At 30.8% G+C, this 19,957-nt stretch carries 18 protein-coding genes; 13 read left to right on the top strand and 5 right to left on the bottom strand.

Annotated elements, in window-relative coordinates:
* Positions 1-13: 13 nt before the first annotated feature.
* A complete protein-coding gene (locus HMPREF9131_RS01625; protein ID WP_009345007.1) occupies positions 14-442 on the top strand; it encodes a flavodoxin in 429 nt (142 codons plus the stop codon).
* Positions 443-454: 12 nt separating this feature from the next.
* Complete coding sequence (locus tag HMPREF9131_RS01620; protein WP_004826059.1) at positions 455-1,036, top strand: DUF3793 family protein; 582 nt, start codon at positions 455-457, stop codon at positions 1,034-1,036.
* 60 nt (positions 1,037-1,096) lie between these two features.
* Here the strand turns inward: HMPREF9131_RS01620 and alr are convergent, their stop codons facing one another.
* From alr to lepA, 5 genes are all read right to left on the bottom strand, one after another.
* Positions 1,097-2,263, bottom strand: a complete 1,167-nt coding sequence (gene alr / locus HMPREF9131_RS01615; protein WP_009345035.1) for an alanine racemase — start codon at positions 2,261-2,263, stop codon at positions 1,097-1,099.
* 251 nt (positions 2,264-2,514) lie between these two features.
* The gene (locus tag HMPREF9131_RS01610) at positions 2,515-4,836 is read right to left on the bottom strand and encodes a bifunctional dihydroorotate dehydrogenase B NAD binding subunit/NADPH-dependent glutamate synthase (protein WP_009344998.1); all 2,322 of its coding nucleotides are present in this window, start codon (positions 4,834-4,836) and stop codon (positions 2,515-2,517) included.
* Positions 4,837-4,945: 109 nt separating this feature from the next.
* Positions 4,946-5,695 (bottom strand): nitroreductase family protein, encoded by a 750-nt coding sequence (locus HMPREF9131_RS01605; protein WP_009345002.1) that lies wholly within the window; start codon positions 5,693-5,695, stop codon positions 4,946-4,948.
* A gap of 33 nt (positions 5,696-5,728) precedes the next feature.
* Positions 5,729-6,871: a radical SAM family heme chaperone HemW gene (hemW, locus tag HMPREF9131_RS01600; RefSeq protein ID WP_036744131.1), complete on the bottom strand. Its 1,143-nt coding sequence runs from the start codon at positions 6,869-6,871 to the stop codon at positions 5,729-5,731.
* Entirely contained in the window at positions 6,855-8,666 is a 1,812-nt protein-coding gene (gene lepA, locus HMPREF9131_RS01595; protein WP_004825970.1) for a translation elongation factor 4, read from the bottom strand. Before lepA ends, hemW begins: the two co-directional genes overlap by 17 nt.
* A 302-nt stretch (positions 8,667-8,968) precedes the next feature.
* Between lepA and hrcA the strand changes: the two genes are divergently transcribed.
* The 11 genes from hrcA (at position 8,969) to mtaB (ending at position 19,953) form a co-directional block, all read left to right on the top strand.
* Positions 8,969-9,994: a heat-inducible transcriptional repressor HrcA gene (hrcA, locus tag HMPREF9131_RS01590; RefSeq protein ID WP_009345008.1), complete on the top strand. Its 1,026-nt coding sequence runs from the start codon at positions 8,969-8,971 to the stop codon at positions 9,992-9,994.
* Positions 9,994-10,596, top strand: coding sequence for a nucleotide exchange factor GrpE (gene grpE / locus HMPREF9131_RS01585; protein WP_009345039.1), 603 nt, complete (start codon positions 9,994-9,996; stop codon positions 10,594-10,596). The genes hrcA and grpE overlap by 1 nt, the downstream gene beginning before the upstream one ends.
* Positions 10,597-10,609: 13 nt before the next feature.
* Positions 10,610-12,448, top strand: a complete 1,839-nt coding sequence (dnaK, locus tag HMPREF9131_RS01580) for a molecular chaperone DnaK (RefSeq protein WP_009345016.1) — start codon at positions 10,610-10,612, stop codon at positions 12,446-12,448.
* Between the two features lie 89 nt (positions 12,449-12,537).
* Positions 12,538-13,665, top strand: coding sequence for a molecular chaperone DnaJ (dnaJ, locus tag HMPREF9131_RS01575; RefSeq protein WP_009345031.1), 1,128 nt, complete (start codon positions 12,538-12,540; stop codon positions 13,663-13,665).
* 83 nt (positions 13,666-13,748) lie between these two features.
* Entirely contained in the window at positions 13,749-14,171 is a 423-nt protein-coding gene (locus tag HMPREF9131_RS01570; protein ID WP_009345014.1) for a DNA starvation/stationary phase protection protein, read from the top strand.
* 220 nt (positions 14,172-14,391) lie between these two features.
* Positions 14,392-15,540 carry an ArgE/DapE family deacylase gene (locus HMPREF9131_RS01565; RefSeq protein WP_009345036.1) on the top strand — a complete coding sequence of 383 codons (1,149 nt, stop codon included), beginning with the start codon at positions 14,392-14,394 and terminating at the stop codon, positions 15,538-15,540.
* A gap of 18 nt (positions 15,541-15,558) precedes the next feature.
* The gene (locus tag HMPREF9131_RS01560) at positions 15,559-16,281 is read left to right on the top strand and encodes a DUF5058 family protein (RefSeq protein ID WP_009345040.1); all 723 of its coding nucleotides are present in this window, start codon (positions 15,559-15,561) and stop codon (positions 16,279-16,281) included.
* Positions 16,282-16,294: 13 nt separating this feature from the next.
* Positions 16,295-16,978 carry a hypothetical protein gene (locus HMPREF9131_RS01555; protein ID WP_009344990.1) on the top strand — a complete coding sequence of 228 codons (684 nt, stop codon included), beginning with the start codon at positions 16,295-16,297 and terminating at the stop codon, positions 16,976-16,978.
* An 88-nt stretch (positions 16,979-17,066) separates the two neighbouring features.
* Positions 17,067-17,972 (top strand): 50S ribosomal protein L11 methyltransferase, encoded by a 906-nt coding sequence (gene prmA, locus HMPREF9131_RS01550; protein WP_009345000.1) that lies wholly within the window; start codon positions 17,067-17,069, stop codon positions 17,970-17,972.
* Positions 17,965-18,657, top strand: coding sequence for a 16S rRNA (uracil(1498)-N(3))-methyltransferase (locus HMPREF9131_RS01545; RefSeq protein ID WP_009345015.1), 693 nt, complete (start codon positions 17,965-17,967; stop codon positions 18,655-18,657). The genes prmA and HMPREF9131_RS01545 overlap by 8 nt, the downstream gene beginning before the upstream one ends.
* Positions 18,658-19,953, top strand: a complete 1,296-nt coding sequence (gene mtaB / locus HMPREF9131_RS01540; protein WP_009344992.1) for a tRNA (N(6)-L-threonylcarbamoyladenosine(37)-C(2))-methylthiotransferase MtaB — start codon at positions 18,658-18,660, stop codon at positions 19,951-19,953. It begins immediately after the preceding gene.
* The last annotated feature ends 4 nt before the right edge of the window (positions 19,954-19,957 follow it).

The raw sequence follows: 19,957 nt of genomic DNA, 5'->3' as shown, positions 1-19,957 counted from the left end.
GGAGGATGAAAAAATGAGCAAAGTAAATGTAATTTATTGGTCAGGAACTGGTCATACTGAAGCTATGGCTAATGCAATTGTTAAGGGAGCTGAAGGAGCAGGAGCAGAAGTTAAATTAATTCCTGTTGGTCAAGCAACTGAAGACGATGTGAAGGAAGTTGAAAATATAGCATTCGGTTGCCCAGCTATGGGTTCTGAAGAACTAGAAGAAACTGAAATGAGACCATTTATGGATAATGTAAATTCTTTATTATCAGGTAAAAAAGTTTTATTGTTCGGTTCTTATGAATGGGCTGACGGTGAATGGATGAGACTTTGGCAAGAAGAAGTTGAAGGAACTGGAGCTAATTTAATAGCTGATGGTTTTGCTGCTTATGATGATCCAGATGAAGATGCTCTTGAAGAATGTGAAGCTTTAGGAAAGGAATTAGCTAACGCTTAATTAATTCTATCAATGTATAAAAAATTTGTTATAGATTTTTACAAACATATCAAAAAATTTGATGATTTTGAATATCTTGTAGCAATTTTACAAGCACAAATTGCCCCCACTTCAAAAAACTTGAAGCTGGGGACAATGTTAAATTTGAGGAACGGTAAAAGACCTACAAGGGATTATTTTTTACTTTATAAGGATTCTATAAAGGAAAAACTTGACATAGATTTTTGCGTATTGCGCTCAAGTGATGAGAGTGTTTTAGTATATTTTTATAAGGCAAAAAGGCTTTTGAAAAAGTTACAAGAAAAAAAGATCATTAATTTTCTTAGTCCTTTGGGCTATGAAGATTGTAAAAAAATTGGAGATTACTTAGAAAAATTACAGGAAAGATTCACAGGGGCTTGCCCTGATGAAATCGGAATATTTTTAGGCTATCCCCTAAAAGATGTAATTGATTTTAAAAATAAAGACAAAAAAAATTGCAAATGTGTAGGATATTGGAAGTGCTTTAATAATATTGAAAGTTCCAAAAAAGCTTTTGCAAGATATGACAAGGTAAAATATGAAGAAATAAAAAAAATAGTGAGTTCTATGTAAGATAAACATAAAAGTTCACTATTTTTTTATTTATTAATTTAATTATTATAATATAATTTTTTATAAATCTCTAACCAAATCTCTGTGGCATTTAATTTTGTTGTTCTCAATAAATGTTATAGGCATTCTGTAATTTAAGTGGTCTATAAAGGAAAGTTCAATATCTCCTGTAAGCTGACATAAATCAAAGGCACTTATCTCCTCATCACCATCTTTTCCCAATAAAACAGCTACATCATCAATTTTACAATCAATACCTGTAGCATCTACCATAAACTGGTCCATGCATATATTACCAATTTGTGGGCATTTCTTTCCACCGATAAGGACACTGAACTTGCCTGATAAGATTCTAGGAAATCCGTCTGCATATCCAAGAGGTATGGTTACAACTTTTGTATCTTTTGTAGCTATATATTTGTGCCCATAACTTACTCCTTGACCTTTTTTAATAGTTTTTATATTGGCAATCATTGCAAAAACTTGCAAATCTTTTTTTAAAGGGAGTTTTTCATCCTTAAAAAATCCTTTATATAAACCGTGCATTATAGCACCTGGTCTAACCATATCAAGATCATATTCTCGGTGTTTTAAAATAGAAGCGGAGTTTGATATATGTTTTAAACCTAAATTTACTCCTGCATTTTCGATTTCTTTAGTGAAAGATGTGAATGTGTCAAATTGTTTTTTTGTGAAATCTTCATCTACATCAGCTTTAGCAAAATGTGAAAAAACTCCATCAATTTTGATGTTGGAAAGTTTTGAAATTTTTATAATATCAAAAAAAGCTTCCTTTCCAGGAATAAAACCGACTCTATTCATGCCTGTATCAATGGACAAGTGAATTTTTCCAACTTTTCCATATTTCTTACATATTTCGTTATAGTCTTTACAATTATCGTATGAATAAATATTAGGCATTATATCATACTTACACAAGTCTTCTAAAAGATAGGAAGGAGTATAACCCAGTATCAAGATATTAATATCTTTAAAATGTTTTCTCAGAGAAATACCTTCACTAAGAGTTGCTACTCCAAAATAATTTATTCCAAATTTTATCGAAGCTTCAGTTAGTTCTAAAGCCCCTGCTCTATAACCGTCACTTTTAATGACGCACATAATTTTGCTATTTTTATTTATAATTGATTTAATATATTTTAAATTACTTATATAATTATCTAAGTTAACCTCTACCCAAGCACTTCTCGTGGGATTTTTATACATATTCTTTCCCCCTTTAGGATATTATATCATAGGGGAAAAAGCCTTTAAATAAAAAATATTTGAAAAACATTTAGGCTTATTTATCCAGTCTTTTGATTTTTTTTAAGAAACATTATATTTTCCATGATTTTATGTTTTCTTATTTTTTATAAGTATGCTAAATTACCTTTACTTTAAATTTTTTATATTTTGCCATCAAAAAAACCCCAAAATCTTTATAGCGGATTTTGAGGTTTACTTAAATAAGCTTATTAATTATTAATTTTTTCTTTTTCAGTTTGCTTTCTTAAATATTCATCAATAGATTTTGCGGCTTTTTTCCCTGCACCCATGGCAAGAATTACTGTAGCTGATCCAGTTACGGCATCTCCACCTGCAAATATATTTTCACGACTTGTAACTGCCTCTTCGTTTATAACAATACCACCTTTTTTATTTATTTCTAAATTTTTAGTAGTATGAGCAATTAATGGATTAGGGCTTGTTCCTAAAGCCATTATTACAGTTTGAAAATCTGCTAAAAACTCTGAACCTTCTATTGGGACAGGACTTCTTCTTCCTGATGCATCAGGTTCTCCCAATTCGTTTCTTACACATTTTAGAGATTTTACCCAACCTTTTTCATCAGCAATTATTTCAGTTGGAGCAGTAAGCATTTGAAAATCAATGCCTTCTTCTTTAGCATGGCCGACTTCTTCAATTCTTGCTGGGAGTTCTTTTTCAGTTCTTCTGTAAAGAATTGAAACATCTCCGCCGAGTCTTTTTGCAACTCTTGCAGCATCCATTGCAACATTACCGCCACCTATTACTGCAATTTTTTCTCCAACATTTACAGGAGTATCATATTCTTTGTCAAAAGATTTCATTAAATTATTTCTTGTTAAAAATTCATTGGCTGAGTAAACTCCATTAAGATTTTCTCCAGGTATTCCCATAAATCTTGGTAGACCTGCACCTGAACCTATAAATATAGCTTCAAAGCCTTCATCTATTAAAGAATCTATAGTAACAGTTCTTCCAACTATAACATCATTTTCAATTTTTACTCCCAAATTTTTTATATTTTCAACTTCTGCTTCAACTATTTTTTTGGGAAGTCTAAATTCAGGGATACCATAGACAAGTACACCGCCACTTTTTTGTAAAGCTTCAAAGATTGTTACTTGATAGCCCATTTTAGCAAGTTCGCCAGCACATGTAAGTCCGGCAGGGCCTGCACCAATAATTGCAACTTTTTTGTCAAGTTTCTTTAAGCTTTGATTTAGTTTAACATTGTTTTCTCTAGCATAGTCTGCTGCAAATCTTTCTAGTTTTCCAATTGAAACAGCATCACCTTTTTTTGCTAGGACACAACCTTTTTCACATTGAGATTCTTGAGGACAAACTCTACCGCAAACTGCTGGAAGAGCAGTATACATTGATAAAACCTTAGCTGATTGTTCGAAATTAGCATTGGCAATTTCTTTAATAAATCCTGGTATGTCGATAGAAACAGGACATCCCTTAACGCAACCAGGAACCTTACAATTTAAGCATCTGCTTGCTTCAACCACAGCTTCTTGTGGAGTATATCCCAAGCAAACTTCATCAAAGTTTTTATTTCTAACATTTGGATCTTGTTCAGCTATTGGTGTTCTTTTCCACCTATCTTTTGCTTTTTCTATCTTAACATCATTTATTTTTTTATTTTCTAAATTTGCATCTGTAACATTAAGCCCATCTAAATTATTTTTGTGTTCAGAAAGTTCTTTTGTCTTGAAATTATCTATATATTGCTTTGATCTTGACATTGCACTGTCCCAATCAACTAGATGGCCATCAAATTCAGGACCATCAACGCAAGCAAATTTTGTTTTTCCGTCAACAAGGCAACGGCAAGCTCCGCACATGCCAGTTCCATCAACCATAATAGGATTTAATGAAACGATAGTGGGAAGATTATATTTTTTAGTAGTAAGACAGACAAATTTCATCATTATCATTGGTCCGATACATACACATTGGTCATATTTTTTCCCTTGATTTTCATAAAGATCATCAAGCCTAGCTGTAACCATTCCCTTAAATTCATAAGAACCATCATCTGTACAAATATAAAGATTATCACAGACAGACTTTAATTTTTCTTCAAGAATAACAAATTCCTTATTTTTTGCGCCAAGAATTATGTCACAATGAAGTCCATGTTCTTTGAAAAATCTCGCTTGAGGATATACTGGAGCTGTTCCAACTCCACCTGCTACAAAAAGATATTTTTTGTTTTTTAGTGTATCTAAATCCATATTGCAAAATTCTGAAGGTCTTCCCAGTGGACCCACAAAATCTTTTAAGTAATCACCCTTATTGAGTTTGCATATCTTCTTTGTAGATTGGCCTGAAGCTTGCACTACAATTTGAACTGTACCTTTTTCTAAATCATAATCAGAAATTGTTAAAGGTATTCTTTCAGAATATTCATCAGCAATAACTATTACAAATTGACCGGGCAGCGCTGATGCAGCGACCCTTGGCGCATATATATCAAGTGAAAATATATTTGGCGCCAATTCTTTTTTTTCAACTATCTTATTCAATCTTACTCCCTCCATCAATTAAATTATAGCATATTCCACATAATAAAAACATAAAAAAGAAAGCTAAGTTTTAACTTATTACTTAGATAACAAATTAAGCATATATCAATTATTTACTCAGTATGAATCCTTGCTTTTCGATGGATTTTAAGATATCTTTTCTTTCAATAAAACTTTTTTTAGCTTGGGTAATTACTTGATTGGTATAGGAATCAACTCTTCTATTAGCATCTCTTAAATCATAATAAGTTTGCATAATATTATCATATTCTTTAAAAGTTTCCAAATAGTCATCATAAATCTTATAAGAATTATCGAATACCTTATTTTCTAAATTCATCCTTGGTTTAACTTGTGGATTTTGGTCTATTATGCCAATGCCTAAGGCTATTACAGGAAAAGTGAGTTTGGGTAATTTTAAAATTTCTATGACCTTGTCTATGTCGTTAAAAATATTTCCAAAGTAATTAGTGCCGTATCCTAAAGATTCAGCAGCCACAACTAAATTTTGACAAGCTATATAAGAATCACCGATAGATTGAAAAAGCATTTCAAAGGAAGTAAATAAAGACTCATTTTCTCCTTTTTCTTTTGCAATTTGTGCATTTCTGAAAAGGTCAGCTATAAAAATAAAAAGTTCTGTGGCATCTTTCATATAAGATTGTTTGCCTATTTGTGAGAGCTTATCTTTTATATTTTTATCTGTAACATGAATTATTGAATATTTTTGTAACCCATTGGCTGAAGGTGCACGATTAGAGGCTTCAAGCATCATTTTTAAATCTTCATCTCTTATTTTATCTTTAGTAAATTTTCTTATTGTTCTGTGCTTCATTAATAAATTTATAGTTTCATTCATAATTTACTCCTTTTAATAATTTTAATTAAGATTTTATTTTATAAAATCAACTTCTACAATGTTTGATAGGTCCCTGCCTTTTTTACTTAGGCATATTTTATCCTCCTTAACTTCTATAAGACCATCTTTTATATGCTTATAAATTTCTTTTTCATAATATTTAAAAAAATTAGTTGAAAAAATCTCTTCGAAATTTTTGGTATCAATTCCAGAATTTAACCTTATTCCCATAATAGAAAATTCGTTCATCCTATCTTTTTTACTTAAGATTTCAGAAAAATCTATAGGCTTTTTTTCCTTATCCAAGGACTTATAATAAGAAGAAAAAGAGCAAGTATTTGTAAATCTTTTGTCACGAAGATTAGACGAAGCGGAGAGTCCAAAACCTAAATAGTCTTTAAGTGTCCAGTAGGATAAGTTGTGCTTGCATTCAAAAGATTTCTTTGCAAAATTAGAAATTTCATATTGGTTATAACCAATTTTTTCTAAGTTATCTACAAGGTAATGATACATCTTTCTATCCATATTTTCTGATGGAAATAGAGATGAATTTTTATCATATAATTTTTTGATATTAGTATTATCTTCAATTATCAGTGAATAATATGAAATATGATTTGGATTTAGTATTTTTAAAATTTCTACAGATTCTTCTATATCTTTTAAAGTTTGGTAGGGAAGGGCAAGCATTAAATCTATATTAAAATTTATAAATCCAGCTTCTTTAATTTTTTCCACTGTTTTAAAAATTTCTTCCTTATTATGAATTCTTCCTATTGTTTTTAAAATTTTATTATTGAATGATTGTGCCCCGATTGAAATTCTATTTATATTAAAATTTCTATATTTTTTCAGTTTTTCTAAGGATAGTGAGTTTGGATTTGCCTCTATTGTTATTTCGATGTCTTTAGAAAAGTTAAAATTTTTAAATTCTTCTAATATTTGTCCTATGAAAATTTCATCAATTGAAGATGGAGTTCCTCCTCCTATAAATATTGTAGAAATTTCTCTACCTTCAAGTATATCTTTATATAAATGTATTTCTTTTTTTAGATATTTAATGTATTTTTCTACTTGTTTTTCATCTATAACAGAAGAGCAGAAGTCGCAATAATGACATCTGCTCCTACAAAAAGGTATGTGAATATATATAGATATTTTATTTTTCTTCATCATATTTTAACACCGCCAAGAAGGCATCTTGTGGTATTTCTACATTTCCTACTTGACGCATTCTTTTCTTACCTTCTTTTTGTTTTTCAAGAAGTTTTCTCTTTCTTGAGATATCTCCACCATAGCACTTGGCAAGGACATCTTTACGAAGAGCCTTTATTGTTTCTCTAGCTATAACTTTTGTGCCTATTGCAGCTTGAATTGGGATGGCAAATTGTTGTCTTGGAATTACATCCTTAAGCTTTTCACAAATTTTTCTCGCACGATTGTAGGCACTAGCTTCGTGAACGATCATTGAAAAGGCATCTACAAGTTCTCCATTAATTAAAATATCCAGTTTAACTAGACTTGATTCTTTGTATCCTGTAAGCTCGTAATCATAAGAAGCATAACCTCTAGTCTTTGATTTTAAGGCATCGAAGAAATCATATATAACTTCATTTAGAGGAAGGTCATATTTAATAAGAGTTCTTGTTTCTTCTAAATAAGTCATATCAATAAAAATGCCACGTCTGTTTTGGCAAAGATCCATAACAGGACCTACATAATCTGTTGGACACATTATTTCTGCCCTAACAATAGGTTCTTCCATCTTATCTATTTCTGTAGGCTCAGGTAAATTTGTTGGATTTTGAATATCTAAAATTTCTCCATCTGTTTTTTCAATTTTATATATTACTGATGGTGAAGTGGTTACAATATTTAGGTCGAATTCTCTTTCCAATCTTTCTTGAATAATATCCATATGAAGAAGACCTAAAAAACCACATCTAAATCCATAACCCAAGGCTTTTGAAGTTTCCTTTTCAAAAACTAAAGAAGCATCATTGACTTGTAACTTTTCAAGGGCATCACGAACTGATGAATACTCTTCACCTTCTCCTGGATAAATCCCACAAAAAACCATAGGAACAACTTTTTTATATCCAGGCAAGGCTTCCTTGCATGGATTTTTTACAGAAGTAATCGTATCGCCAACTCGTGCATCACCTACAACTTTTATTGAAGCACAAATAAAACCTACATCACCGGCTGAAAGTTCATCGGAGGGTATATGACCATTAGCGGTAAAACCAACTTCAACAACTTCAAAAATTTTTCCTGTAGCCATCATTAGAATTTGATCGCCTGCTCTGACTTTCCCGTCCACAATTCTTACTTGGCAAACTACACCTCTATATGAGTCATAAATTGAATCAAAGATCAAAGCTTTAAGTGGTTTGTTTTCATCTCCACTTGGTGGTGGGAAATTATCTACAATACCATGCAAAACTTCATCAATTCCAATTCCATTTTTTGCAGAAATAAGTGGTGCATCTTGGGCATCAATTCCTATAATATCTTCAATTTCTTTTTTTACTTCTAAAGGATGGGCTGAAGGCAGATCTATTTTATTTAATACAGGCAAAAGCTCCAAGTCTTGGTCAATTGCTAAATATACATTGGCAAGAGTTTGAGCTTCAACTCCTTGGGTGGAATCCACCACTACAACAGCTCCCTCACAAGCCGCTAAAGACCTTGAAACTTCATAATTAAAATCCACATGGCCAGGAGTATCTATTAAATTTAAAATATATTCTTTTCCATCTCTATCATCTTTATAAATTAGTCTGATAGCTTTTAACTTAATTGTGATACCTCTTTCACGTTCCAAATCCATTGAGTCAAGAACTTGTTCTTCCATTTCTCTTTTTGTCAGCATACCGGTAGACTCTATCATCCTATCGGCAAGAGTAGATTTTCCGTGGTCAATATGGGCAATTATACAAAAATTTCTAATATTTTTTTGATTTCTCATGTACACCTCATCTATAAACTATAAATAAAAAATTTTCATCTACTTATTAATAATTACTTAAATTTTATCATAAAAGGCAAGAAGTTAAAATATTGGCTTAATTTTCCTTTATTTTTGAGATTTAAAATTATTTTTATTAATTTGAAACAAAATCCTACAGGCATGCAAAAAATATGCTCATAAAATAATTATGTAAATTTGGTGAATTTTTAAATTTTTCTTGACAATAACAAATATTTATCGTACTATATATACAGATGGTTAGCACTCAATAAGAATGACTGCTAACAAAGGAGGGAATTATGGACAGGAGAAAAGTTGAAATTTTAAATGCCATAATAAGTTCATATATAGTTGATCCTATACCAGTTGGTTCGAGGACTTTGTCAAAAGATTATGAGCTGGGCATTTCCTCTGCAACAATTCGTAATGAAATGGCAGATCTTGAAGATTTGGGCTATCTCAACAAGCCTCATCAATCTGCAGGAAGAATTCCATCCTATAAAGCCTATAGATTTTTTGTTGATGAAGTTTTTTCATCAGGGAAAATTATTTATGATAAAGAAATTATTAGTCAAGTAAAAGATAGGATTTTGCAAGAAACAATAGATAGTGGAGGAATTTTTAAATCTGTTGCTAAAATCTTAGCTGATTTTTCAAATTGCACTGCTTATATTGTGGCTCCGCAAAAGGCTGACACCACTATAAAAAGAATAACACTTATGAAAATCGAATCTAATCTTATACTCCTATTGATTATAGGAAATAAAGGAGTAGTCGAAAGGCATTTCATTGAACTTTATGAGGATATAAATGAAGATGAATTAGAACAGATTGAAAATATTATTTCTAAGGAAGTTAGTGGGATTGATTTTAATAAAATTGACCAGGTTAATATTACTTTAAAGGGTCCAATGGTTTCTTATAAGTATTTAATAGCTGAGATTTTTAAAAGACTTAAGGGCTTTAATAACAAAGTAAGTGCCATTGAATTATATTATGACGGTCTTACAAATATCTTTAATTTTGAAGAATACAAAGACCCCAAAAAAGCTCAAGAATTTATGAGTTTTATTGAAGATAGAGATTCTCTTATGGAGATTCTTTCAAACAAGAACTTTTCCAAAAATTTGGATGTTCTTATTGGAGATGAAAATAAAGCGGATTTGATGAAAAATAATTCTATTATAAGAGCTGTTTTTGTTAATTCAAATAATTTAAATGGTTCTTTGGGTCTTATTGGACCAGCTAGGATGGATTATAAAAAACTTATCAAAACTGTTAGTATTTTTAAAAATGCCGTTGAAAAGGTACTGGAGGGAATGTAATGGTGGATAAAAATAAGAAAAAAGAGGATGAAAATATCTTTGATAAGAATATGAAAAATGAAGAAAATATAAAAGACGAAGATTATATCAATGAAGAAGATAAGGATTTTTCCGAAGATTTAGAAGAAAGTTTTAAAGAGGAAGAAGCTGAAATAGAAGTAGAAGAGAAAAAAGAAAAAGGTGATGATAAGTTACAAAATTTGACAGATAAGTTTATGCGACTTCAAGCAGATTTTGTAAATTTTAGAAGGAGAACAGAAAAAGAAAAGGCTCAATATGTAGACCTTGGAATTACAAAACTTGCAAATTCAATTTTGCCAGTTATAGATAATTTTGAAAGGTCAATGGATGCACAGACAGATCATGATGGTTTTTTTGAGGGAATCTGCCTTATTAAAGACCAACTCATTGATGCTCTAAAGGCAAATAATATTGTAGAAATGGATGCAAAAGGTAAAAAATTTGATCCAAACTTTCATCATGCAGTCATGACAGAAAAATCTGACGAATATGATGAGGGTATAGTAACAGAAGTTTTTCAAAAAGGTTATTTAATAAATGATAAAGTGCTAAGACCTGCAATGGTTAAAGTTTCTGAATAAGGAGGAATATATTATGAGTAAAATTATAGGAATAGACTTAGGTACAACAAATTCAGCAGTAGCTGTTATGGAAGGTGGCTCACCGATTATAATACCAAATATTGAAGGAAATAGAACAACACCTTCAGTAGTTGCTTTTACAAAAGATGGCGAAAGACTTGTTGGTGAAACTGCAAAACGTCAAGCAATTACAAATCCTGACAGAACTGTTTCATCTATAAAAAGAGAAATGGGTACTGACCACAAGATTACAATTGATGATAAGACTTATACTCCACAAGATATATCTGCAATGATATTACAAAAATTAAAATCTGATGCAGAATCTTACTTGGGAGAAAAAATTACAGATGCAGTAATTACAGTTCCAGCATACTTTACTGATGCTCAAAGACAAGCAACAAAGGATGCAGGTAAAATTGCAGGTTTAAATGTTAAAAGAATTGTAAACGAACCTACTGCAGCATCTCTTGCTTATGGTATGGATAAGGATGGAGAATCTCAAACAATTATGGTTTATGACCTTGGTGGAGGAACATTTGATGTTTCTATTCTAGAACTTTCTGACGGAGTTTTCGAAGTTCGTGCTACAAGGGGTAACAACAGACTTGGTGGAGATGACTTTGATAACAGACTTATTGATTATATAGCAGAAGAATTTAAAAAAGAAAATTCTATTGACTTAAGAGATGACAAGATGAGTCTTCAAAGATTAAAAGAAGCAGCAGAAAAAGCTAAAAAGGAACTTTCTTCAAGAATGACTTCCAACATTAATTTACCTTTCATCACTGCAACAGCTTCTGGTCCACTTCACTTAAATATGGATATTACAAGAGCTAAGTTTGATGAACTTACAAGTGATCTTGTAAAGAAAACTGAAGATCCTGTAACAAATGCTCTTAAAGATGCTGGCCTTTCAGCTTCAGATATAGATAAAGTTTTATTAGTTGGTGGTTCTACAAGAATCCCTGCAGTTCAAGAATGTATAAAAAGATTAATAGGAAAGAATCCACAAAAAGATATCAATCCTGATGAATGTGTTGCTTTAGGTGCAGCTATTCAAGGTGGAGTTTTATCTGGAGATGTTAAAGATCTTCTTCTTCTTGATGTAACACCACTATCTCTAGGAATTGAAACTATGGGTAATATTACTACAAGATTGATTGAAAGAAATACAACAATTCCTACTAAAAAATCACAAATATTTACAACTGCTGCTGACAATCAAACTTCAGTTGAAATTCACGTTCTTCAAGGTGAAAGACAAATGGCAAAAGATAATGTAACTTTAGGAAGATTTAATCTTGACGGAATTGCTCCAGCAAGACGTGGTGTTCCACAAATTGAAGTTACTTTTGATATAGATGCAAATGGTATAGTTAATGTTTCTGCTAAAGATTTAGGCACAGGAAAAGAACAACACATCACCATAACTTCATCTTCAAACTTAACTGACGAAGAAATAGATAAGAAAGTTAAAGAAGCTGAAATGTATGCCAAGGAAGATGAAAAGAATAAGAATTTAATTGAAGCTAGAAATAATGCAGATTCAATTATTTATCAATCTGAATCAACTTTAAAAGATGTCGAAGGAAAAATTTCTGAAGACGAAAAGAAGAAGATTGAAGATGCTCTTGAAGCTTTGAAATCTGTTAAGGATTCTGATAATTTAGAAGATATTAAGAAGAAAACTGAAGACTTAACACAAGCTTTCTATAGTGTTTCTGAAAAGATCTATAAGGATAATGCAAATAAAGGACAAGCGGACAATTCACAAGGACAAAAATCAGATGATGATGTTGTAGATGCTGATTATGAAGTTGTAGATGACGAAGAAGATTCAAATAAATAATTTATAAAATTTAATAAAAATAAAGTTGCAGGGAAACTTGCAACTTTAATTTTTTGTTATATTTTTTTATATTTCTAGCGAGGTGAGTGATGAGAAATTTTTATGAAATCCTTGATGTCACAGAAAATGTAACAAAGGAAGAATTAAAAAGCTCCTATAAAAAAATGGCAAAAAAATATCACCCGGACCTTAATCCTGGAGATAAAGAGGCTGAAGAAAAATTTAAAGAAATTAATTATGCTTATGAAGTTTTGTCTGATGATGAAAAAAGACAAATTTATGATACCTATGGAGAAGAAGGCTTAAAGGGAAATTATTCCACTTCTGGAGGTGGATTTGGAGGATTTTCTGATATTTTTGATGATATCTTCGATATATTTGGAAGTGGTGGAGGTTTCTCATCTTCATCATATAAGAGAAGTAAAAATTACCCACAAAAGGGTACAGATATAAATGTAGAAATTACCCTAGATTTCTTTGAGGCTGTATTTGGTTGTCAAAAAGAAATTAATGTTAAGGTAACAGATGATTGCCCAAAATGTCATGGTCAAAAAGCTGAGCCAGGGACAAGTAAAAATACTTGCGACAAATGTCATGGTGAAGGACAAATAAGAGTAGAATCTGCCTCTGCCTTTGGAAGAATTGTAAGAACAACAACCTGTGATAAGTGCCACGGTAGCGGAGAAATCATTGAGAAAGCTTGCACAAAATGTAAGGGCAAGGGTAAAATATTAAATTCTAAGAAGATAAATGTAAAAATCCCCGCAGGTGTTGATAATGGCAATATAGTATCACTTCCAAACCAAGGTAATTCTGGAGATAATGGTGGCGGCAAGGGTGATATATATGTTTATATAAAAGTACGTCAAGATTCAATTTTCAAAAGACGTGGCAATGATTTGTTTATTGATATGCCTATAACTTATTCTGATGCAGTTTTAGGCGGAACTATAAAAGTTCCCACCTTAGAGAAAATAGTAGATTATGACATACCAAAAGCCACTAAAGGAGGAACAACTTTTAAGTTAAAAGGACAAGGAGTTCCTTATGTAAATAAAAATATAAAGGGTGATCTTTATTTTACAGTTAATATTTTAATTCCTAAGAAAATTTCTGAAGAAGAAAGGAAAATTCTTGAAAAACTTAGGGACAATGATACGGAAATAAAGCATGAGCAAAAGAATTTCTTTGAAAAAGTAAAAGATTTCTTTGATTGATGTTTATTTAATTATATATAGGGTAATATATAAGTGTGATGAAATTAGGATAAATTGATTATTTATTATAGAGGAGGAAAATAATGAACAAATTAAACAAATATTTAGCTAATTTAGAAGTAGGTAATATTCTTTTACACAATCTTCACTGGAATGTTGAAGGCTTCACTTTCAAGGCAGTTCATGAATATCTAGAAGGACTTTATGACGAATTCTTTGATATGCTTGATGATGTTGCTGAATATGAAAGAAAAAATGGACAATTTCCACCAGCATCTCTTAAAGAATATTTAGAACTTTCTGATGTTAAAGAAAGAGTTTCAAAATCTGTTGATGCCAAGGAAGCTATCAAAACAGCTCTTGAATTAATTAAGAATATGGACAAACTTGCAAAAGAAATAAGAGAAGAAACTGATTGCTTCATACTTTCTAATATGATGGAAGATCACTCAACTCACTACGCAAAAGAAATTTGGTTTATGGAATCAATGTTAAAAGAAAACTAATTTTCTTTTATAAGTTTTTAATTTTAATGTTCCCCATACGAGTATCTGAAAAGGTGCTTGTATGGGGTTTTTTGTCTTGCTTTTAAATATAGTTATGACATAATAGTTGATTTTGGTTCTTTACAAATATTTATTTATGTTAACTTATGAAAAAATGGTATCATATAAATATATACATTATTAATATATATTTAAGTATAATAAAAATAGGAGGTAAAATATGTTTAATGAAAAAGAAAAGTTAAAAATACTTGCCGATGCTATTAAAATTAGAACAGAAAATGATAATGAAGCAAAATTAGCTAAGTATTTTCAAGAATTATTAAAAAAATATGGAATTGAAAGTAAGCTTGTTCATTATAACCCTCAAAGAGCATCTCTAGTTTGTGATTTAGACGGTAGTAAGGGTTCTGGAAAAATGCTTGTAGTTAGCGGACATTTGGATGTTGTTACGGCTGGAGATGAAAGTGAATGGACTTATCCACCCTTTGGAGGAGAAATTCATGATGGCAAGATGTATGGCAGAGGAACAACTGATATGAAGGCAGGTCTTTGTGCTTTGATTATTGCTATGATTGAATTGAAAGAAGAAGGAGCAAATTTCAAGGGAAAAATCCGTCTTGCGGCAACAGTAGGAGAAGAAGTTGGAATGTATGGCTCTAAGCAACTTGTAGAAGAAGGATATATTGATGGAGCTGATGGATTTTTAATTGCAGAGCCAAGCAGTAGCAATAGAATTATAAATGCTCACAAAGGTTCTCTACAATATGAAATTATAGCTACTGGAAAACCAGCTCATTCCTCTATGCCAGAAATTGGCATTGATTCAATACAATTAATGGTTGATTATATTAATGAAACCAATAAAAGATTTGCAAAAGCTTTTAATGAAGCTGAAAATAAACAGTTGGGCAAAACTTTAAACGTAAATACTGTAATTGATGGAGGAACACAAATAAATAGCGTAGCTGGAAAAACTATTTTAAAGGCTAATGCCAGATGTGTACCAGAAGTCAATAATGATAAGGTTGTGGAAATTATTGAAGAAGTAATTTCTGATTTAAATAGCAAAAACCAAGGAAAGTTAGAGCTAAATATTTTACAAAACAATCCTAATGCAGTATCTGAAAAAGATAATGATTTAGTTAAGGCAATTTTAAATTCATTAGACAAAAAGATACCTGTAGAAGCTTTGGCAGGAGCAACAGATGCATCAAACTTTGGAAGAATTTCAGATAAGTATGACTTAGCTATTTTTGGACCGGGAGAAGCAAGCGTTGCTCATATAATAGATGAGTTTGTTGAAGTTGATGATTATTTAAAATTTATTGATGTATATAAAAATACAATAAAAAATTACTTAGTTTAAAATTTATGAGGAGAAAATATGGATTATAAAAAACTAGCTAACAGCACAGAAATGTGTGCTTTGGTAGCTTTAGTAATATTAGTTGTTACAGTTCAGGCATTTTTATTTATTAGAAAAGCCTATAAGAGAGGACAAGAACTTGGCATGGAAAAAAGCACATTGAAGCGTGCCATGACAAATAGTGCAATTCTTTCAATTGTACCATCACTACCTATAATTGTAATGATGCTTGCACTTTCTGTACCTCTTGGAAAATATTTCCCATGGCTTAGACTTTCAGTCGTAGGTTCAGCTATGTATGAAGGGACAGCTGCAAATGTTGCAGTTCAAACTATGGGCTTAAAAGATATTTCAGATCCAAACATCACACCAAAGATTTTTGTAATTGTTATGTTTGTAATGACAACAGGAATTATTTGGGGAATTTTATTTAACATTTTCTTTATGAAACATTTAGACCAATTTTCAAAGAAGATGAAAGAAAAGCCTCACACTGCAGGTTTTATTAAATATTTTTCAGCAGCATTATTTTCAGCAATGATACTCACCCTTTCAGCACCTTATGTTGCAAATGTTAAAAATTTTTCATCCATAGTTGCTTTTTTGGCAGCAGGGGCTACTACTTTAATATGCAACAAAATTGCGAAAGTTACAAATAAATCAATAATTAGTGACTTCTCTATGCCTATAGCGTTAATTTTGGGTATGGCGGCAGTTATTGTACAAGTGAACTTATTCTAAGAGGGAGGATTTTATGCAAGAACATGAAAAATCAGTAAAATTTACAAAAGAAGTTAATATTCTTGGACGAATAACAAGTATAATTGCACTTATAGCCATGTATGCAGTTCCACTTGGAGTAGCAGCAATTTTTAAAATAGATTTTTCTATAACTAAGGCTTTGGCAGCAAGTTCAAGTTTAATAGCTATATTTTTACCTACTGCTGTTGTAGAAAATTTATCTTTTTATAATATTTTTGGGGCTGGGGGTATGTATTTATCTTCAATCACAGGTAACATTACAAACATGAAAATGCCAGTAACAGTTGCTGGTCAAAAAATTGCAGGAGTAGAATCAGGAACAGAGTCTGGAGATGTTATAGCAATAATTTGTGTTGGTGTTTCTTCTATAGTCACAGTTTTTATTTTAATCCTTGGAGTGTTTTTAATAGGAACTTGGCTTGTACCTATTCTTAATAATCCAATTTTAAAACCTGGTTTTGACCATATAACACCGGCTTTATTTGGAGCAATTGCAATTCCACAAGTAATCAACAACAAAAAATTATCTGCTACACCTTTAATTTATGCTTTTGGTATATTTCTAGTCTTAGGTTCAGCATTTTTTGGAAGATACCAATCTTATATTTTGATTACAAATATGTTTTTATCAGTGCTTGTTGCCTATAGACTATATAGCAAAGGTCATTTAAAATAAAATATATAATTAAAAATATATCCTTGCTAGGATATATTTTTTTATTCAAGGATTTTATTTATAATATATAATAAGATAGGTGATATTTATGAAATATATTGAGGCTGATATTTATAGCAGTAAATCAAAAAAAGATTTACTCATAGGATTTTTATATGATGAAGATTATTATACATTGGAAGAAATTACTAACGACTTAGCTAAGGAATTAAATCAGGATGAAAAGGACTGGGATTATGTTTCTGATATAAGTAATAATCTTAAAGACGATGAACTAATTGTTAGAGTGTATCCAAGTGATGAAAAATCTGCCCTAGATTTAAAAGAAAAGTTAGAAGAAAATAATCTTGGAACTTTAAAATTTTTTGAAAAAGATGATCAAGATTGGGCAAATAATTGGAAGGCATATTACAAAGCTTTTGAAATTGGCAAAAATCTTTTAATAGTTCCTGAATGGGAAACCTATGACAATGCTAACAATAGAAAAATTGTAAAAATTAATCCGGGTATGGCATTTGGAACTGGGACTCATGAATCAACTTATATGTGTCTTGAGGCTTTAGATAAGTATGTGAAAAAAGATATGAGTATTTTTGACATAGGCTGTGGGTCTGGTATACTAGGAATTGCTGCAATAAAACTTGGAGGAAAGAGCGCTACACTTGTTGATATTGACGATAAATGTATAAAAGCAAGTAAAGAAAATGCAAAACTCAATGAAGTTTATGATAAGGTTAAGGTAAAAAAAGGAAATTTACTTGATGTAATAGAAGGAAAATGTGATATTATTGTTTCTAATATTATTGCAGAAATAATAGTTGATGAAATTTCAAATTTAAGCAAGCATTTGAGTGGGCAAAAGATTTTTATAACTTCAGGCATAATCTTGGAAAAGAAGGACTTAGTTACTCAAGGTCTAATTAAAGAATCCTTTGAAATTTTAGAAGTTAAAGAAAAAAATGACTGGTGTGCAATTATAGCTAGATATGTATAGATTTTTTGAAGACAGAAATTACGACAATATAAATGAATTAAATAAAGAAAACCTACATCACCTAAAAAATGTTATTAGAATTAAAGATGATGAAGATTTTTCTGTGGTTTTTAATGACAAGATAATTCTTTTTAATTTGAAAGATGATAGGCTAATTTATAAAAAAGAAATATTTGATTCTAATGAGCCACCAATAAAATTATCCCTATTCTTTGGAATTTTAAAGGGAGATAAGAACGAAAAAGTAATTGAGCATGGGACTGAGGTTGGGGTTTATGATTTTTATCCTTTGATTATGGACCGATGCGTTTCAAACATTTCGGATAAGGTTGATAAAAAAATACAAAGATGGCAAAAAATAGCAAAATCTGCTGCTGGTCAATCAAAAAGAGATATAGTCCCCCTTGTTCACAGACCTATCAAGGTTGATGAAATAGCAAAAAACTATAGTGGAGATTTGATTTTATTCTATGAGGATGAAAGAAATTTATTTTTTAAAGATATAAAAGAAAAATTATCTAAAAATCTTGCTATAATAGTTGGTCCAGAAGGTGGTATCTCAAAAAGAGAGATAGAGGTTTTAAAAGACGCCCATAGGATAAGTTTGGGTAAAAGAATTTTGAGAGCAGAAACCTCATCAGTTGTTGGGGCTTTTTATATAATACACAATATGGAGTGTGATTAAATGGCAAAAACTTTTTCAATTTTAACTTTAGGATGCAAAGTTAATCAATATGAATCTGAAGCCATGGCTGAACTTTTTGAAAAAAATGGATATATACAAGTTGACAATGATACTGATGTTGCCGATGTTTATATTGTAAATACTTGCACAGTTACAAATTTATCTGATAGAAAATCAAGGCAATATATCAGACGTGCAAAAAGAGAAAATCCTGATTCTACAGTTGCAGTTGTCGGATGTTATGCTCAGGTTGCTCCTAAGGAAGTTGAAAAAATAGAGGGTGTAGATGTTGTAATTGGAACCAGCGAAAGATCTAAAATTGTTGACTTAATAGAAGAAGCCAAAGAAGAAGATAAAAAAATAAATATTGTAAGAGATATAAAAAAAGACAGAGATTTTCAATTTATAAAAATAGATGAAAATTTTCACAAAACAAGAAGTTACATGAAAGTTCAAGATGGATGTAACAGGTATTGCACTTACTGTATCATTCCCTATGCCAGAGGAACCATTAGATCAAGAAGAATTGGAGATTGTGTAAGAGAAGCGATAAGGCTTGCAAATGCTGGTTATAAGGAAATAATTTTGACAGGTATTCATGTGGGAAGCTATGGGGTAGATTTAGGACCTGTTAGGCTAATAGATTTAATTGAAGCCATAGCTGAAGTTGATGGCATAGAGAGGATAAGATTATCATCAGTTGAACCAAATATAATAAGTGAAGACTTCATGAGAAGAGCAATTGCGTGTTCAAAATTATGTGACCATTTTCATTTATCCCTGCAATCTGGATCTAATAAGGTCTTAAAGGATATGAATAGGCACTACAATAGAGAGGAATTTATAGAAAAAACAAAAATCATAAAAAAATATATGCCCTATGCCGGTTTAACAACTGATATAATAGTGGGTTTTCCTGGCGAAAGTGATGAAGATTTTGAAGATTCAATGTCAATAGTAAGAGAAGTTGAATTTTCTAAGGTTCATGTTTTTAAATATTCAAAAAGAAAGAATACACCAGCAGCTGATAGGGCAGACCAAGTTGATGGTAACATTAAAATTAAGAGGTCTGAAGAATTAATAAAACTTCAAGACCAATATTTAAAAAAATTCAGAGAAAAAAATATGCCAAGGACATTGAAAGTTTTGTTTGAAGAATTTGACCAAGGATATTATTTTGGTTATACGGATAATTATATAAGGGTTAAGGTTAAATCAGATAAAGATTTAATAAATAAAATATTAGATGTTAGGCTTGTCGATAATGAGGAAGTAGCTCTTGGAGAATTGGTATAATTTT

Source organism: Peptoniphilus sp. oral taxon 836 str. F0141 (assembly GCF_000179335.1).
Lineage (GTDB): Bacteria > Bacillota > Clostridia > Tissierellales > Peptoniphilaceae > Peptoniphilus_A > Peptoniphilus_A lacrimalis.
Note: the sequence above shows the minus strand (reverse complement) of the source record. Positions and strands in the feature narration are given on the sequence as shown.

Excerpts from the sequence above, each read along its gene's own strand:
- hrcA (WP_009345008.1), top strand. The coding sequence starts at position 8,969 with ATGGACAGGAGAAAAGTTGAAATTTTAAATGCCATAATAAGTTCATAT.
- mtaB (WP_009344992.1), top strand. The coding sequence starts at position 18,658 with ATGGCAAAAACTTTTTCAATTTTAACTTTAGGATGCAAAGTTAATCAA.
- prmA (WP_009345000.1), top strand. The coding sequence starts at position 17,067 with ATGAAATATATTGAGGCTGATATTTATAGCAGTAAATCAAAAAAAGAT.
- HMPREF9131_RS01555 (WP_009344990.1), top strand. The coding sequence starts at position 16,295 with ATGCAAGAACATGAAAAATCAGTAAAATTTACAAAAGAAGTTAATATT.
- grpE (WP_009345039.1), top strand. The coding sequence starts at position 9,994 with ATGGTGGATAAAAATAAGAAAAAAGAGGATGAAAATATCTTTGATAAG.
- hemW (WP_036744131.1), bottom strand. The coding sequence starts at position 6,871 with ATGATGAAGAAAAATAAAATATCTATATATATTCACATACCTTTTTGT.
- HMPREF9131_RS01625 (WP_009345007.1), top strand. The coding sequence starts at position 14 with ATGAGCAAAGTAAATGTAATTTATTGGTCAGGAACTGGTCATACTGAA.
- lepA (WP_004825970.1), bottom strand. The coding sequence starts at position 8,666 with ATGAGAAATCAAAAAAATATTAGAAATTTTTGTATAATTGCCCATATT.
- dnaK (WP_009345016.1), top strand. The coding sequence starts at position 10,610 with ATGAGTAAAATTATAGGAATAGACTTAGGTACAACAAATTCAGCAGTA.
- dnaJ (WP_009345031.1), top strand. The coding sequence starts at position 12,538 with ATGAGAAATTTTTATGAAATCCTTGATGTCACAGAAAATGTAACAAAG.
- alr (WP_009345035.1), bottom strand. The coding sequence starts at position 2,263 with ATGTATAAAAATCCCACGAGAAGTGCTTGGGTAGAGGTTAACTTAGAT.
- HMPREF9131_RS01545 (WP_009345015.1), top strand. The coding sequence starts at position 17,965 with ATGTATAGATTTTTTGAAGACAGAAATTACGACAATATAAATGAATTA.
- HMPREF9131_RS01560 (WP_009345040.1), top strand. The coding sequence starts at position 15,559 with ATGGATTATAAAAAACTAGCTAACAGCACAGAAATGTGTGCTTTGGTA.
- HMPREF9131_RS01570 (WP_009345014.1), top strand. The coding sequence starts at position 13,749 with ATGAACAAATTAAACAAATATTTAGCTAATTTAGAAGTAGGTAATATT.
- HMPREF9131_RS01620 (WP_004826059.1), top strand. The coding sequence starts at position 455 with ATGTATAAAAAATTTGTTATAGATTTTTACAAACATATCAAAAAATTT.
- HMPREF9131_RS01565 (WP_009345036.1), top strand. The coding sequence starts at position 14,392 with ATGTTTAATGAAAAAGAAAAGTTAAAAATACTTGCCGATGCTATTAAA.
- HMPREF9131_RS01605 (WP_009345002.1), bottom strand. The coding sequence starts at position 5,695 with ATGAATGAAACTATAAATTTATTAATGAAGCACAGAACAATAAGAAAA.